This is a genomic window from Limosilactobacillus balticus (assembly GCF_014145615.1).
Lineage (GTDB): Bacteria > Bacillota > Bacilli > Lactobacillales > Lactobacillaceae > Limosilactobacillus > Limosilactobacillus balticus.
On record NZ_JACIVH010000074.1, the window covers coordinates 155,321 to 172,136 of the forward strand.

The window sequence follows — 16,816 nt, forward strand, 5'->3', positions numbered from 1 at the left end:
AATGTATCGTTATAAAATAACCTTTGCTTATGATGGAACTAATTTTTCAGGTTTCCAGATTCAACCAAATAAGCGAACTGTAGAACAAACATTAAAGAATGCAGTAAATAAAATTGCTAAGCATCCAACTCCAGCTATTCCCGTCATTGGCTCAGGAAGGACAGATGCTGGAGTTCACGCTCTTAATCAAGTTGCGCACTTTGATATTCCCTATCATTTAAGTAATGAATCGATGAGAAAGGCTCTCAACAGTATTTTGCCGCTGGATATTTTAATTAAGAAAGCTGAATTAGTTGATAATGGCTTTCATGCGCGTTATAGTGCTCATCGTAAAACTTATCGTTATCGGGTTGATCAGGGGGAATTTGTGAATCCTTTTAAACGTAACTATACTTCTCATTTTAAATATCCTCTTAACTTAGAAAAAATGAGAAAAGCAGCTGATGATTTGGTTGGAACTCATGATTTTACAAGTTTTGTTGCATCAGGAAGTCAAGCAAAAAGTAATGTTCGGACGATTGAGAATATTACAATTAAACGCGATGAGGTAAGAAATGAAGTCGTCTTTGACTTTACTGGTAATGGTTTCCTTTATAATCAAGTTCGAATAATGGTCGCTTTTCTTTTAGAAATCGGGAGCAATCAGCGACCAGTAGATGACGTGTCTCGAGTCCTTAAGGCGAAGGATCGGACATTGGCACGGATGACAGCGCCAGCGAGTGGTTTATATTTAGTTAATGTAGATTATGGAACAAATGATGAAAAGGATTGACGAAAGTGCTAGAAGAAGGTATACTAGCCATTGGTATTTCTTTTCCATCTAATAACTCGGTACACTATTATATGTAAAAGAAAAACAAAATTGGAGGACTTAATCGTGAGAACGACATACATCGCAAAACCTGGTGAAGTTGAACGCAAATGGTACGTTGTCGATGCTAAGGATGTCCCAATGGGTCGTTTAGCATCTGCAGTAGCATCAATTTTGCGCGGTAAGAACAAACCAACATTTACTCCACACGTTGATACTGGTGATTACGTTATCGTTATCAACGCTGCGCAAGTTAAGTTAACTGGTAAGAAAGCATCTCAAAAGATGTACTACCGTCACTCAAACTACCCTGGTGGTTTGAAGCAACGGACTGCTGGTGACTTCCTTGCAAAGGAACCAGAGAAGTTATTGGAAACTGCTATCAAGGGTATGCTTCCACACAACTCTCTTGGTCACAAGCAAGGTTTGAAGTTACATGTTTATGCTGGTGAAGACCACAAACATGCTGCACAAAACCCAGAAGTTTTAGACATTACTAACTTAATCTAAGGAGGGAATGGAATTGGCTCAACAAGTACAATACAGTGGTACTGGTCGGCGTAAGGATGCAACCGCACGTGTTCGCTTAGTACCAGGTTCAGGTAAGATTACGATGAACGGCAAGGCAATTGAAGACTACATTCCATTTGCCAACTTACGTGCTATCGTTAACCAACCATTTGCTGTTACTAAAACAGAAGGTCAATACGACGTTTTAGCTAACGTTAATGGTGGTGGATTCTCTGGTCAAGCAGGTGCAGTACGTCACGGTATTGCCCGTGCACTTCTCGCTGTTGATCCAGACTTCCGTGACGCTTTAAAGAAGGCTGGTCTCTTAACTCGTGACCCTCGTATGAAGGAACGTCGTAAGCCAGGTCTTAAGAAAGCTCGTAAGGCTGCTCAATTCAGTAAGCGTTAATATTTCGATTACCGCTTCCAGAGACATCAGTATTTGCTGGTGTCTTTTTTATATTTAAACGGAATTTAATATACGGTATAATAAGTGATAACTAGTATAAAGGAGGGATTACTAATGACTAAAAAGGTAGCATTAGTAACTGGAGCAAGCCAAGGAATTGGTAAAGCAATTGTAGAAAGATTGGTTAAGGATGGTTTTGCAGTTGCTCTTGTAGCATTAAACGAGGCAAAGCTCCAACAAGTTGCTGATGAACTTAATAATAATGGTGGCGAAGCATTACCACTTGTAGCCGATGTAGCAAATAGAGAAGAAGTATTTGCAGCTGTTAAGAAAACAGTCGAACATTTTGGAGATCTTAATGTAATTGTTAATAATGCTGGCTTAGGTCCTACTACTCCAATTGATTCAATTACACCTGAGCAATTTGAAAAAGTATATGGCGTAAACGTTGCTGGGGTTTTATGGGGGATTCAAGCTGCCCATAAGGCTTTTAAGGAGCTTGGTCATGGTGGTAAGATTATCAATGCAACATCTCAAGCTGGCGTTGTTGGTAATCCTAACCTTGCACTTTATTCTGGAACAAAATTTGCCATTCGAGGTATTACGCAAGTAGTAGCTCAAGATTTGGCAACTGAAGATATTACGGTAAATGCTTTTGCACCAGGAATTGTTAAGACGCCGATGATGTACGATATTGCACATCAAGTTGGGCAAAATGCTGGCAAGAGTGATGAATGGGGAATGAAAACCTTTGCCAAGAACATTGCAATGAAGCGTCTTTCTGAACCAGAAGATGTTGCTAATGTGGTAAGTTTCTTAGCTGGTCCTGATTCAAATTACGTTACTGGACAGACAATTATTGTTGATGGTGGAATGCAATTCCATTAATATTTAATGCTAGTAGTAGCAAGCGCAACTGGAAAATAATTTTTCAGCTGCGCTTTTTTAACTTCTTCTAAAAATATTACGATAAATTAACCCAAACGAGATGGATTTTGCTACAATTAATAACTAGTAGAAATGAGGAGGCTAGGCTTGTGGCAAAACGGAAGCGGAGAAGTAAAAACCGCCATACGGGTAGAAATTGGATTATTAGCATTCTTGCTGTTATTGTTATTTTTTTGGGTGTTTACGTTGGGCACCATTTTTACCGAATCTGGAATCAGCAACGAATTGAACAAGAGGCACGTGAAAAGGATCGCCGAGCAAAGCAATTATTTATTCAGCAAGTTGCTCCTGAAGCCCAGGCAATGCAAAATACTTATCATGTCTATGCATCAATTACGATTGCCCAAGCGATTCTTGAATCTCAATGGGGAACGAGTCAGTTAGCGTCGCAATACCATAATTTATTTGGAATTAAGGGAACAGGAACAAATTCACGAGTAATGACAACTAAAGAATACATTAATGGTAAGTGGATCGTTACTAAAGGGCGGTTCCGTGTTTATGATAGTTGGAGTGACTCTATTAAGGATCATACGCGATTGATGTTAAATGGGACAGACACTAATCAACAAAATTACGATCGAGTTGTTCATGCGACTAATTATCAAGAAGCGGCTCGTGGATTACAAGAAGCAGGTTATGCAACTGATCCTGATTATGCACAAAAATTAATTTCTGTGATTAAGGCGTATAAATTATATAATTATGATAAGTAATTAAGTAATATAGAGGGGGATTAAAATGAAAGAGCTAGAAGAAAAAATTAAGGAATATGGGACTGTTTTACCGGGTAATGTTTTAAAAGTAGATGCCTTCTTAAATCATCAAGTTGATCCTCAATTAATGTTGCATATCGGTCAAGAATTTGCCAAACTTTTTGCTAATGAAGGTATTACTAAAATTTGGACAGTCGAATCATCAGGAATTGCTCCAGCTGTAATGACAGGGTTGGAAATGAATCTTCCAGTTATTTTTGCTCGTAAGCATAAGAGTCTTACTCTTAATCAAAATATGTATACTGCTGATGTATATTCATATACTAAGAAAACAACCAATCGAATTTCAGTTTCTAAAAAGTATGTAGATGCTAATGATAAAATTTTAATGATTGATGATTTCTTGGCTAATGGTCAAGCAGTAGAGGGATTATTAGAAATTGCTGATCAAGCAGGGGTTCAAGTAGCCGGTGCAGGAATAGTTATTGAAAAGAGCTTTCAACCTGGAGCTGGCGAACTAAAAGAACGTGGAATTCGTGTCGAATCATTGGCACGAATTCAATCATTGAGTGATAATAAAGTTGAATTCGTAAAAGACTAATAAGGGAAGTGATAAAATGGGCAGAGATGCTATTTACCCAGGTAGTACTTTAGGAATTATTGGAATTAATCGCAATGGAGCTGCACTTATTGCGACAGCGAAGAAAGCTGGCTTTAATGTTGGTGTATATGTGGATCGTTCTCAGCCATCAGTAACTAAAATGGCTGACTTTACAATTGTAGGGGCAATGAACGATCGGGCAAAACTAACTCAGTTTGGGGAAGCATGTGATGCAATTATTTATCAAACCCCTAATGTCGATTCTCGTGTCCTGCACTTTTTGAGTCAATATGCAGTGATTCCTCAGGGGATTAATGCTCTTGAAATTGTGCAAGACCGGTTAATGGAACGAGCTTTCCTAGATCAAGTGAATATTAATATTGCCCCATATGTGACGGTGGTTAGTTTAGATGATGTTTATCAATCAATTGATTCCATCGGCTATCCTGCACTGTTAAAACCCATCCAACGAGGAATTGGGGAAAATTCAATGCTGATTGAACGCCAATCTGATATTACTCGCGCTGCTGATTTTATTGATACTGGTACATATTTACTGGAATCATGGATTGAACATACAAATGAATATACGATGACAGCGGCAACTAATGGAAAGGATACAGAAATTTTTCCACTTGCTCAGCTTCATTATAATGACAAGCGGCAATTGATTTCTGTTGCGACACCAGCAAATATTCACGATGATATGTTAAAAGAGATGCAGCGGATTGTAAAAAGCGTTGCAGCTTCTCTTGAGTATCGGGGGGTATTTTCAGTTAATTTTTATGTTACTTCTACTGGTACCCTCTATGTAAAGAACATTGAACCAGGATTAACATCGATTGCTAACATTTATGATGTCACAGCAAATGTTAACCAGTATGAGGAACAATTAAGAAGTGCTGTTGGAATGCCCCTGCATGTTATTACACCATTACAAATTGGTTTGTTGATGGTAGTTCGAAATTATCAATCACGGGCAATTCAGCGGCAATGGTTGTTGAAGAATAACTGGCAATTTAGGTTCTTTAATGATGTTGGGGACGATGATCAAGCAATTCTAGGCTTTATCTGGGTAACTGGCGGCGATAACTTGGCAGCCTTAAAGAATCAGGTTGACGATACTGAAGTTTGGAACGACCAAGCTTGATCATGAAATTACAAATTAAGCGTACAAGATTACGAGGGACTGGGGATGAAATCGCAGTCTCTTTATTTTTCCTAACATATGTTCGATTTTAGCACCAAATGAGATCCTAATTTGGTATAATATTAGCCGATGAAAATTTAGAGAGGATGGAACAAGCGTGAATAACGGTCAAGCATTATTAGAAGGAATGAACGATAAACAATCCGAAGCAGTATTAACTACAGAGGGGCCATTATTAGTAATGGCCGGTGCCGGATCAGGCAAGACACGGGTTCTTACACACCGGGTTGCTTACTTAATTGAAGAAAATGGTGTATTACCATGGAATATTTTAGCAATTACTTTTACTAACAAGGCTGCGCGCGAAATGAAAGAGCGGGTTGGTAAATTACTTGGTGAAAGTGCTAATGAGATTTGGGTATCGACTTTTCACGCATTATGTGTTCGAATCCTCCGTCGTGACATTGAAAAAATTGGCTACAATCGCGCCTTCACGATTGCGGATACGAGTGAGCAACGGACGTTAATGAAGCGGATTTGCGCAGAATTAAATATTGATACCAAAAAATTTGATCCCCGCAGTATCTTAAGTGCGATTTCTAATGCTAAAAATGCTTTGTTGACGCCAGATGACTATAGTAAAGAAGCTAATAGTATGTTTGAAAACATGGTTGCGCGTGCTTATAAGCTTTACCAACAAGAGCTAGAAGCTAATCAGGCATTAGATTTTGATGACCTGATTATGAAGACCATTGAGTTATTGGAAAGTGATCAAGAGACGCTTGAATTTTATCAAGATAAGTTCCACTACATCCATGTTGATGAGTACCAGGATACAAACGATGCCCAATACCGATTAGTTAATTTATTAGCGCAAAAGTACCAGAATCTATGTGTTGTAGGGGATGCAGATCAGAGTATCTATGGTTGGCGTGGAGCTAATATGAACAATATTTTGAATTTTGAACATGATTATCCCCAAGCTAAAACGGTAATGCTTGAACAAAACTATCGGTCAACGCAAACAATTTTAAATGCAGCGAATGAAGTTATTGCTAATAATCTCTATCGAAAAAAGAAGAATCTTTGGACAGAAAATGGTCAAGGAGATAAAATTTCATATTACCGCGCGCAAAATGAACACGATGAAGCGCAGTTTATTGTTTCGAAAATTAAAGAAGAGCAAGAAAAGCATGGGTACCACTTTAATGATTTTGCGATCCTTTATCGAACTAATGCGCAATCACGGATGGTTGAAGAAACTTTCTTGAAGAGTAGTATTCCCTATACAATGGTTGGTGGACATAAATTCTATGACCGGCGTGAAATTCGTGATATTTTAGCATATTTGACCTTAATCGTTAATCCTGCCGATTCAATGAGCTTTGAACGCGTTGTTAATACGCCCAAACGAGGAATTGGTTTAACTAGTGTGGAACATCTTCGCAATTTTGCTAATGAAAATGGCTGGACATTATTAAAGGCAGCGCAAAATGTTGATACTGCTAGTGAAATTACTGCACGAACACGAAATAAAATTGATGAATTTGGTCAATTAATGGCTAACCTGACTAAACAAGCAGAATATCTCACGTTAACTGATTTAACTGAACAAATTTTAGAGCTAAGTGGTTACAATAAGATGTTGAGTGATGATCGAAGTCTTGAAGCACAAGCTCGTCGTGAAAACCTTGATGAATTTAAGTCGGTTACGCAAGAATATGATGAACAGCATAAAGACGATGATGATCCTAATTTGCAAAAAATTATTAACTTTTTAGCTGATTTGGCCCTTGTTTCAGATCAAGATGATGTTGACGAACAAGCACCTGCTGTAACTTTAATGACATTACATGCAGCTAAGGGACTTGAATTTCCAGTTGTTTTCCTTGTGGGAATGGAAGAAGGTATTTTCCCATTATCGAGAGCTTTAATGGAAGATGATGAATTGGAAGAAGAACGTCGCCTAGCCTATGTTGGAATTACGCGGGCAAAGAAGAAGCTTTATCTTACTAATGCCTTTTCACGCTTACTTTATGGTCGTATCCAACGTAACCAACCATCACGATTTGTAGAAGAAATTGATTCTGAGTTGCTACAGTTTGAAAATAGCCCATCAGGTAATAGTATTAAAGATAGTAAACTGCCATTTGACCGTGCTGCTGCGACCGCTACTGCCTACCGTGACCAACAAAAGCGGACATATCGCAGTGCTGGCAAGCGGGTTAAACCAATTACTAACACCGGAACTGGGGCCGATAAAGTTGGCTGGAAAACTGGCGATAAAGTTGAACATAAAAAGTGGGGCCAAGGAACAGTGGTCAAAGTTAACGGTAGTGGCAATGATATGGAATTAGATATTGCCTTTCCAAGTCAGGGTGTAAAGCGGTTATTGGCAAGTTTTGCCCCAATTACGAAAGTACAAAAATAATGAAATGAGGCGGATGAGATGAGCGAAAAACAGACGCCAGTAAACGAATTAACTCTTCAGCAAGCTCAAGATGAGATTAAGCCATTACGAGCAAAATTGACTAAGTGGGGAAAAGAATATTATGAACAAGATAATCCAACCGTAGAGGATTATGTATATGATCGTGCTTATCAGCGATTAGTACAACTAGAAGAACAATTTCCGCAATTAGTCTCTGCTGACTCGCCAACCCAACGAGTAGGGGGAGCAACAGAAAACCAATTAACAAAGGTTCGTCACGAAATTCCGATGTTATCGATGGGGGATGTCTTTTCGATTGAAGAATTGATGGACTTTAACCAACGACAACAGGAAAATCGGGATGTCGAAGTTGAGCCCGAATATAATCTCGAACTAAAAATCGATGGCCTTTCTCTTTCACTTGTTTACGAGAATGGAAAGTTAGTTCAAGGCTCTACACGTGGTAATGGGACGATTGGGGAGGATGTTACTGCTAATATCCGAACTATCAAGTCAGTGCCTGCCGAATTACCAGAGCCATTATCAATCGAGGTTCGGGGCGAATGTTATATGCCCAAAGCGGCTTTTGCAAAGTTAAACGCTAAACGCGAAGCAGAGGGATTACCAGTTTTTGCTAATCCCCGGAATGCGGCAGCCGGAAGTTTACGGCAACTAGATCCGAAAGTAACGGCGCAGCGTGAACTAGATACATTTATGTACTATGTTCCTGAATATCAAAAGTTGGGGGTTAAGACCCAAGCAGAAGCACTTGATCGTATGCGAGAATTGGGCTTTAATGTTAATCCTAATAATCGGGTTGTCCATAACCGTGAAGAGATTGAGAAGTATATTGAAGAATATACAGCTCAACGAGACAAGCTCACTTACGGGATCGATGGAATTGTTGAAAAAGTGAATGACCTTGATACGGAAGTTGCCCTTGGGAATACAGTTAAGGTGCCACGCTGGGAAATTGCTTATAAATTCCCTCCCGAAGAGCAAGCAACGATTGTCCGTGATATTGTCTGGACTGTCGGACGGACCGGCAATGTAACGCCAACAGCAGTTATGGACCCGGTTCAATTGGCGGGAACAACGGTTAGTCGAGCTTCTTTGCATAATCCTGATTACTTGCGTGAAAAAGATATTCGGATTGGTGATACTGTTTACCTGCATAAAGCGGGTGACATTATTCCTGAAATTTCAAAAGTAGATTTAACTAAACGTCCCGCAGATTCAGTTGAATATGAGATTCCAACGAACTGTCCGGTCTGTAGCGCAGAATTAGTTCATCTTGATGGTGAAGTTGCGTTACGCTGCATTAATCCAATGTGTCCAGCGCAAATTAAAGAAGGCTTAGCACATTTTGCTTCCCGGAATGCAATGAATATTGATGGGCTTGGGCCTAGAATTATTGAACAGTTATGGGATAAAGAATTAATTCATGATGTTGCCGGTTTATATCGGCTTAATCATGACCAATTATTAACTTTAGATAAATTTGGTGAGAAATCGACCGCTAACCTATTGACATCGATCGATAATAGTCGTAATAATTCTGTCGAGCGCTTATTATTTGGTCTTGGAATTCGGCATGTTGGTGCGAAAGCTGCTCGAATTATCATGGAACATTTCGGTGACCTTGATAGCTTAATGAAGGCTAATGCCGATGAGATTTCTGCGATTAGTGGAATTGGTCCAACAATTGGCGAAAGTATCGTAACTTATTTTGCTAATCAACAAGTTGTTAAATTAATTGACGAATTACGAGAAGTTGGGGTAAACTTTGCTTATCTTGGCTCACGGTCAAATGCTAATCCTGATAGCGAATGGAATGGTCGGCGAGTAGTACTGACTGGTAAGCTAACTGAAATGACTCGTGGGGAAGCAAAGTCATGGCTTGAAAACCACGGGGCTAAGGTAACCGGAAGCGTCTCAAAGAAAACAGATATTGTCATTGCTGGTGCTGATGCTGGTAGTAAGCTAACAAAAGCTCAAGACCTGGGCATTGATGTATGGAATGAACAGCAATTCAGCCAAGCAATGAAGGAGGAACAGTAAATCGTGAAGCGAAAGGCAAAAAAAATAGCCGTTAGTGCTGCCGTTTTGATGTGTACTGTCTTGCTTGCATCATGTGGCTTTGGTGGAAAGTCGTCATCAAAGAACTATTCAACGACTGGTTCAAGTAATGGTACTTATCAAGGTGTAATTAAAAATGGTCGTTACCGAACAAGTAAAGCTCGGGGTGTAAATGTTTCACAAAACGATAATCAATATAACCTGAAAAGCTTTGAAAGTGGTTTGACCCAGGTTTCAAAACGGGTCTTTTCCACAAAAAGCTATATTTTCCAAGAAGGTCAATATCTTAGTAGTGGGACGATTGAAAACTGGCTTGGCCGGAAAACAAAGAGTAATCCTGAAGGGTTAAACCCCGCGCAAGGAAAGAAGAGCAATCCTAACCCAGTCTATATTCAACAAATTGAAGAGCAAGATTATATGCAAGAAAGTGGTAATTCCATGAAATTGCGGGGGATTACAATTGGTATCGGAATAAATTCCGAATACAACTACCAAACTAAGACAGGAGGACCAACCTTAACTAAGAAGATTAGTGATAGTGAGGTTCGTCGCCAAGGTGAAATTGCGGCACAAAAGGTTCTGAAACGAGTGCGGAAAAAGTCAGGCGTTGGAAATGTTCCAATCGTGATTGCATTATACAAACAAGCACCGGATGATAGTTTAGTTGGTGGTACATTCTTTGCTTATAGTAAGAATAATGGTAATACGATTAGTAGCTGGCGGAAGCTAAATTATAAGAATGTGGTCCTTCCAAAGGCTAGTGCAGCAACAACTAATAGTTCTGATCAAACTGATGATGATAGTTTCTCAAACTTTAAGAGCCAGATTCAAAGTTTCTTCCCTAACTTGAGCGGAGTTACAGCACAAGCTCAATATGAAAATGGGACTTTATCGGGGATGCACATTACTGTTACTACTCAGTTCTATAGTCAAAGTGAAATTACTAGTTTTACCCAATATATTACTCGGGCAGCAAAGAAGTACCTTCCTAATGGGATTCCGATTGATATTAAGATTCAATCTGATTCCGAAATTCAAGCGGTTGTTTATCGGAATGCTGGTTCTGATAACTTCCAGTCGCATATTTTTGATTCTTATTAAAGATGAAAAAAGGAGAATATCGATTCGTTACTAGAAAATGCGAACCGATAACTCCTTTTTTATTTCTACATGGATGAAATAGGAACCTATTCTGTGCTAAAATTGTTAAATGTATATGTAGATTTTAAATTACTGGAAAAGAGGTAGAGAGAATGGCCAGTAAAATCACTGAGCAACAAGTAGAACACGTTGCTGAACTTGCTAAGCTTGAGTTCCCTAAGGATGAACTTGGTAAGTTTACCACTCAACTAGGAAACATTATTGATATGTTTGAAGACCTCGAAGCGGTTGATACCGATGGCGTTGAACCAATGACATCAGCAACCGATCGGGTAAATGTAATGCGTGAAGATAAGGCAATTAAGAGTTCTAAAGACGAACAAGAAGCCTTGCTTAACAATGCTCCTGAAACTGATGGTGGCTACATCAAGGTTCCAGCAATTCTTGACGAAAGTGAGGACGGCGAATAATGGATTTTTACCAAACAAGCTTGAGTCAATTGCACGATGACTTGGTAAATAAGAAAATTAGTGCAACTGAATTAACCAAGGAAACTTTTGACCACATTAAGGGTAACGAAGACCAAGTTAAAGCCTTCATCAGCTTAAATGAGGACCAAGCACTAAAGCGCGCAGCTGAGATTGATGCAAAAGGTATTAGTGCTGATCAATTAACTGCAGGGGTTCCGCTTGCAGTTAAGGATAATATTTTAACTAAGGGCCTTACAACGACGGCTGCTTCTAAGATGCTTGAAAACTTTAACCCCGTATATAACGCGACAGTTGTTGAAAAGTTAAATGCCACTGATTACATCAACGTTGGTAAGACTAACCTTGATGAATTTGCCATGGGGTCATCTACTGAAAATTCAGCATTCTTTACGACTCATAACCCATGGGATCTTACACGGGTTCCTGGTGGTTCTTCCGGTGGTTCTGCTGCTGCTGTTGCAGCCGGGGATGTTTTAGGTGCGCTTGGTACTGATACTGGTGGTTCTATTCGGATGCCGGCCTCCTTTAACGGTGTCGTTGGGATGAAGCCAACATACGGTCGTGTATCACGGTGGGGAATCATTGCTTTTGGTTCAAGTTTTGACCAAGTTGGCTGGTTGACCCAAAACGTTAAGGATAATGCCTTGTTGACCGCCCTCATCAGTGGAAATGATGAACGGGATATGACATCCTCACTTAAAGAAGTTCCAGACTGGGCAGACCAATTAAACGAAAATACGAATGTTAAAGGCTTACGGATTGCTGTACCAAAGGAATACTTTGATGGCTTAGACGAAGATGTTCAAGAAGTAATCAAGGCTGCTTTGGACCACTTAGAATCCCTCGGCGCAATTGTTGATGAAGTAAGTTTGCCACACACCAAGTATGGAGTTCCTGCTTACTACATTTTAGCCTCATCTGAAGCATCTTCTAACCTTCAACGTTACGACGGTATTCGTTATGGTTTCCGAGCTGATGATGTTAAGAACTTGGAAGACGTTTATGTTCATTCTCGTTCAGAAGGTTTTGGTGAAGAAGTTAAGCGGCGGATTATGTTAGGGACATTCTCTCTCTCTGCAGGATTCTATGATGCCTACTTTAATAAGGCCGCTAAAGTTCGTCGTCTTATTGCCCAAGATTTTGAAGACGTATTTAAGGATCATGACGTAATCGTTGGTGCTACTGGTGCTTCGACAGCATTTAAGATTGGTGCGGAGATTGATGATCCACAAACTATGTACATGAACGACGTATTGACTGTTCCCGTTAATATGGCCGGTCTTCCTGCAATGTCCATTCCTGCTGGTTTCTCTGCTAAAAATGGCATGCCAGTTGGTCTGCAAATCATCGGAAAAGCATTTGACGAACAAACAGTTTATAACACTGGATATGTCTTTGAACAGACAACTGATTTCCATAAGAAGACACCACAGTTAGGAGGTCAAAAATAAGATGAACTTTCAAACAACAATCGGTCTAGAAGTCCACGTTGAATTAAAGACTAATTCAAAAATTTACAGTCCATCCCCCGTTGAATACGGTGACCAGCCTAATGCAAACACTAATGTCATCGACTGGGGTTACCCTGGTGTATTGCCAAGTTTAAATAAGGGTGTCGTTCGTGACGGAATCATGGCTGGACTTGCTCTTCATGCTCAAATTGCCCACCACATGCACTTTGATCGGAAGAACTACTTCTATCCTGATAACCCGAAAGCCTACCAGATAACTCAATCAGATACGCCAATCGCTCATGACGGTTGGATTGAAATTGAGGTAAATGGTAAGAAGAAAAAGATCGGTATCAAAGAAATGCATATTGAAGAAGATGCTGGTAAGAACACTCACACCAGTAAGTATTCATATGTTGACTTGAATCGGCAAGGAACACCGCTAATTGAAATTGTTTCTAAGCCAGATATTGCCTCGCCTGAAGAAGCGGTGGCTTACTTGGAAGCATTGCGTCAACGGATCCAATTTACAGGGATCTCTGACGTGAAGATGGAAGAAGGATCCATGCGGGTTGATACCAACATCTCAATTCGGCCAATCGGTTCTGACAAGTTTGGGACCAAGACAGAAATGAAGAACATCAACTCCTTTAACTATGTTCGGAAGGCCCTTGCATTTGAAGAAAAACGGCATCAAAAAGTATTGATGGCTGGTGGACACATTGGTCAGGAAACTCGTCGTTATGATGAAGCGACTGGTGAGACTATTCTGATGCGGACAAAGGAAGGTTCTGACGATTACCGTTACTTCCCAGAACCAGACTTGCCACCAGTAAATGTTAGCGATGAATGGATTAGTGAAATTGAAAGCGAAATGCCAGAAATGCCTGGTGAGCGTCGTGAGCACTATGTTAAGGATCTTGGCTTAACTGATTACGATGCGATGGTTCTTACTCAGACTAAGGAAATGTCTGATTTCTTTGAAGAAGCTGTTAAGGACGGTGGTGATCCTAAGCGGGTAGCCAACTACTTAATGAACGATGTGAACTCGTACTTGAACGATAAGCAAGTTGATTTACAAGACACTAAGCTTACTCCAGCTAACCTTGCCGGCATGGTGAAGTTGATTGAAGATGGGACTATTTCTTCTAAGATGGCTAAGAAAGTCTTCAAGGGAATCTTAGATGGTGAAGAACCAAATGCTTACGCAAAGGAACACGGTCTTGTTCAATTATCTGACCCTGCGCAACTACAGCCAATTGTTGATGAAGTTCTTGACAACAACGAACAATCAATTGAAGACTTTAAGAATGGTAAAGACCGGGCTGTTGGTTACCTAATGGGCCAAATCATGAAACAAACTCGTGGTAAAGCAAATCCACAAGTTGTTACTCAATTATTGATGAAGTCTTTAAAGGCTAAATAGTTAGGAGGGATGACCGTGCGAAAACGTGCTCGGATAATTTATAATCCTACTTCGGGGCGTGAGACTTTTCGTAGCGACCTCGTAGATATCCTATCGATTTATGAAAAAGCAGGTTATGAGACCAGTGCTTTTGCGACTACTCCTGCTCCTAACTCAGCCAAAAATGAAGCTACCCGTGCTGCTAAGGATGGTTTTGATTTAATCGTCGCAGCTGGTGGTGATGGGACACTTAATGAAGTGGTTAATGGAATCGCGGGCTTAGAACACCGGCCGACATTAGCCATTATCCCTGCTGGAACAACGAATGATTATGCACGGGCATTACGAATTCCACGAGATGATCCGATTGCGGCGGCTAAGTTAATCTTGAAAAAGAATAAGAAGTTTAAGATTGATATTGGTCGTGCGGGTGATAATTACTTCATGAATATTGCAGCTGGTGGGACAATGACAGAAGTAACCTACGAAGTTCCATCCCAAATGAAATCATTATTTGGCTATGCTGCTTATTTTGCCAAGGGTGCAGAATTAATCCCACGAATTAAACCGATTGAAATGCTGATTAAGTATGATGGGCAAGAATATCGTGGTAATGCAACAATGTTTATGATTGCCCTTACTAACTCAGTAGGTGGTTTTGAACAGATTGTCCCTGATGCTTCTCTTGATGATGGTAAGTTTACAATGATCATCATTAAGAAGAGTAATGTCATTGATATGCTCAGTTTAATGGCAAAGGCGCTTCAAGGTAAGCACCTCGATGATCCACGAATTATTTATGCTAAGGCGACTGACATTGAAGTCATTCCCTTAAATAAGGAAGACCGCTTAATGGTTAATCTTGATGGTGAATATGGTGGTGACGCGCCGATGCACTTCCATAACTTAAAACAGCACTTAGAAGTGATTGCTAATTTGGATGAAATTCCTGAGGACGCAATTACAACTTCTGCTGATTTTAAGCGGGTCGAAAAAGACTTTATGGATGGAATCGATGATATTAAGGATCAAGAAAATAAGTAAATAGAACGGTCAACTTCTGGAAGAGGAAGTTGGCCGTTTATTTTGCTATAATAGGAGAAGTTTGTAACGTTGAAATTAATGGAGGAATAACTTTGAAACTAAACATTCCAGTACATAAAAATGAAGAGTATCCAGCGAAGGTAGTGGACTTATCTTACGAAGGCAATGGGGTCGTTAAGATTGATGATTTTCCCGTCTTTGTTCCTAATGCCCTTCCTGGTGAAGAGATTACGGTAAAGATCACCAAGGTAACCAGCCACTTTGCTTGGGGACGGGTAATGGACTGGCAAATAAAGAGTCCAGACCGCGTTGATGTTAAGGATAAAAAGTACATTCAAACGGGAATCGCTCCACTTGGTCATTTGAAATATGATGCCCAGTTGAAATTCAAACAACACCAAATCGCTGAGTTGCTGGCAAAGGCGCATTTAGATGAGATTGAAGTATTGCCAACGATGGGGATGAAAAAGCCTTATCATTACCGCAATAAGGCCCAAGTACCCGTAAAAATGGTTCGTGGTCAATTAGAAACCGGTTTTTATAAGCGGGGGAGCCATAACTTAGTACCGATTGAAGACTTTTATATTCAAGATCCAGAAATCGATAAGGCCATTGTAGTTGTCCGTGACTTATTACGGCAATACCATATTACACCATATGATGAACAAACTGGTAAAGGCGTGATTCGCACAGTAATGGTTCGGCGGGGATATTACAGCCATGAAATGATGGTGGTCTTAGTTACGAATACGAAGCGGTTACCAATGGAAAAACAAATTGTGGATGGTATCGTTGCCGGAGTTCCGGAAGTAAAAAGTATTGTGCAAAACATCAATGATAAGCGAACGAACCGCTTGCTTGGTGACAAGAATAAAACATTATGGGGTGCTGATGAAATTCATGATCAGCTCCTCGGGATTGATTTTGCAATTTCACCACTATCCTTCTACCAAGTTAATCCGCAACAGACTGAACGCCTTTACCAAACGGCCATCGATAATGCTGGCTTGGACGGTAATCAAACCGTCATCGATGCCTATTGTGGGATTGGGACGATCTCCCTTGCAGTAGCTAAGCACGCTAAGCAAGTTTACGGGGTCGAAATTGTTCCAGCGGCGATTGAAGATGCCAAACATAATGCTAAACGAAATGGTATTAAGAATGCTAAGTTTGTTGTTGGTAAGGCGGAAGATCAATTTGCTAAGTGGCAAGCAGAAGGGCTCAAACCGGATGTTGTCATCGTTGATCCACCACGGAAGGGCTTGGCTGAATCACTAATTGAAGCTACGGGTAAAATGGGACCAAAGAAAGTGATTTATGTTTCCTGCAACCCTGCTACTTTGATTCGTGATATTAAGCGGTTCGCTGACCAAGGCTACCATGTAACGAAGCCAATTCAGCCAGTGGACCAGTTCCCACAGACGACGCATGTGGAGAGTGTAACGGTGCTGGAACGTACAGATAAATAGTCGATAAGCGCCGGTGTAACGGCGTTCTTAATAGATTAAAAGTGTATTAATTCCGCTATTGCTGATTGGAATTAGTACACTTTTTGTTTTTCGACTGGAGGGTGCATTTGCCCTTTTCGTATATCAAGTTGGGTAGTGGTTGCTATAAATTATTAACTTCATCTCATTAATTAGATGAAACAAATGTATATCTACTTGAT

The 16,816-nt window shown here is 40.2% G+C and carries 15 protein-coding genes; all 15 read left to right on the forward strand.

Features of this window, described 5'->3' with window-relative positions:
• Nucleotide 1: 1 nt before the first annotated feature.
• The 15 genes from truA to rlmD all read left to right on the forward strand — a co-directional run bounded on the left by truA (nucleotide 2) and on the right by rlmD (nucleotide 16,616).
• A complete protein-coding gene (gene truA, locus H5S10_RS08895) occupies nucleotides 2-772 on the forward strand; it encodes a tRNA pseudouridine(38-40) synthase TruA (protein ID WP_182589321.1) in 771 nt (256 codons plus the stop codon).
• A gap of 105 nt (nucleotides 773-877) precedes the next feature.
• A complete protein-coding gene (rplM, locus tag H5S10_RS08900) occupies nucleotides 878-1,321 on the forward strand; it encodes a 50S ribosomal protein L13 (RefSeq protein ID WP_003664517.1) in 444 nt (147 codons plus the stop codon).
• Nucleotides 1,322-1,328: 7 nt separating this feature from the next.
• Nucleotides 1,329-1,730: a 30S ribosomal protein S9 gene (gene rpsI / locus H5S10_RS08905; RefSeq protein WP_003668771.1), complete on the forward strand. Its 402-nt coding sequence runs from the start codon at nucleotides 1,329-1,331 to the stop codon at nucleotides 1,728-1,730.
• 114 nt (nucleotides 1,731-1,844) lie between these two features.
• Entirely contained in the window at nucleotides 1,845-2,618 is a 774-nt protein-coding gene (locus tag H5S10_RS08910) for a (S)-acetoin forming diacetyl reductase (protein ID WP_182589322.1), read from the forward strand.
• A 149-nt stretch (nucleotides 2,619-2,767) separates the two neighbouring features.
• The gene (locus tag H5S10_RS08915) at nucleotides 2,768-3,394 is read left to right on the forward strand and encodes a glycoside hydrolase family 73 protein (RefSeq protein WP_003674860.1); all 627 of its coding nucleotides are present in this window, start codon (nucleotides 2,768-2,770) and stop codon (nucleotides 3,392-3,394) included.
• 25 nt (nucleotides 3,395-3,419) lie between these two features.
• Nucleotides 3,420-3,995 (forward strand): xanthine phosphoribosyltransferase, encoded by a 576-nt coding sequence (locus H5S10_RS08920; RefSeq protein WP_003674859.1) that lies wholly within the window; start codon nucleotides 3,420-3,422, stop codon nucleotides 3,993-3,995.
• Nucleotides 3,996-4,011: 16 nt separating this feature from the next.
• Nucleotides 4,012-5,145 (forward strand): ATP-grasp domain-containing protein, encoded by a 1,134-nt coding sequence (locus tag H5S10_RS08925; RefSeq protein WP_182589323.1) that lies wholly within the window; start codon nucleotides 4,012-4,014, stop codon nucleotides 5,143-5,145.
• 157 nt (nucleotides 5,146-5,302) lie between these two features.
• Nucleotides 5,303-7,576 (forward strand): DNA helicase PcrA, encoded by a 2,274-nt coding sequence (gene pcrA, locus H5S10_RS08930; RefSeq protein ID WP_182589324.1) that lies wholly within the window; start codon nucleotides 5,303-5,305, stop codon nucleotides 7,574-7,576.
• A gap of 18 nt (nucleotides 7,577-7,594) precedes the next feature.
• On the forward strand, nucleotides 7,595-9,637 hold the full coding sequence (gene ligA / locus H5S10_RS08935; protein ID WP_182589325.1) for an NAD-dependent DNA ligase LigA: 2,043 nt from the start codon (nucleotides 7,595-7,597) through the stop codon (nucleotides 9,635-9,637).
• Between the two features lie 3 nt (nucleotides 9,638-9,640).
• A complete protein-coding gene (locus H5S10_RS08940; protein WP_019251246.1) occupies nucleotides 9,641-10,756 on the forward strand; it encodes a CamS family sex pheromone protein in 1,116 nt (371 codons plus the stop codon).
• A 152-nt stretch (nucleotides 10,757-10,908) separates the two neighbouring features.
• Nucleotides 10,909-11,226, forward strand: a complete 318-nt coding sequence (gatC, locus tag H5S10_RS08945) for an Asp-tRNA(Asn)/Glu-tRNA(Gln) amidotransferase subunit GatC (protein WP_078009221.1) — start codon at nucleotides 10,909-10,911, stop codon at nucleotides 11,224-11,226.
• Nucleotides 11,226-12,698, forward strand: a complete 1,473-nt coding sequence (gatA, locus tag H5S10_RS08950; RefSeq protein ID WP_182589326.1) for an Asp-tRNA(Asn)/Glu-tRNA(Gln) amidotransferase subunit GatA — start codon at nucleotides 11,226-11,228, stop codon at nucleotides 12,696-12,698. The genes gatC and gatA overlap by 1 nt, the downstream gene beginning before the upstream one ends.
• A gap of 1 nt (nucleotide 12,699) precedes the next feature.
• On the forward strand, nucleotides 12,700-14,124 hold the full coding sequence (gene gatB, locus H5S10_RS08955; RefSeq protein ID WP_003664499.1) for an Asp-tRNA(Asn)/Glu-tRNA(Gln) amidotransferase subunit GatB: 1,425 nt from the start codon (nucleotides 12,700-12,702) through the stop codon (nucleotides 14,122-14,124).
• Between the two features lie 9 nt (nucleotides 14,125-14,133).
• Nucleotides 14,134-15,147, forward strand: coding sequence for a diacylglycerol kinase (locus H5S10_RS08960; RefSeq protein ID WP_153709948.1), 1,014 nt, complete (start codon nucleotides 14,134-14,136; stop codon nucleotides 15,145-15,147).
• Between the two features lie 92 nt (nucleotides 15,148-15,239).
• Nucleotides 15,240-16,616 carry a 23S rRNA (uracil(1939)-C(5))-methyltransferase RlmD gene (rlmD, locus tag H5S10_RS08965; RefSeq protein ID WP_182589327.1) on the forward strand — a complete coding sequence of 459 codons (1,377 nt, stop codon included), beginning with the start codon at nucleotides 15,240-15,242 and terminating at the stop codon, nucleotides 16,614-16,616.
• The last annotated feature ends 200 nt before the right edge of the window (nucleotides 16,617-16,816 follow it).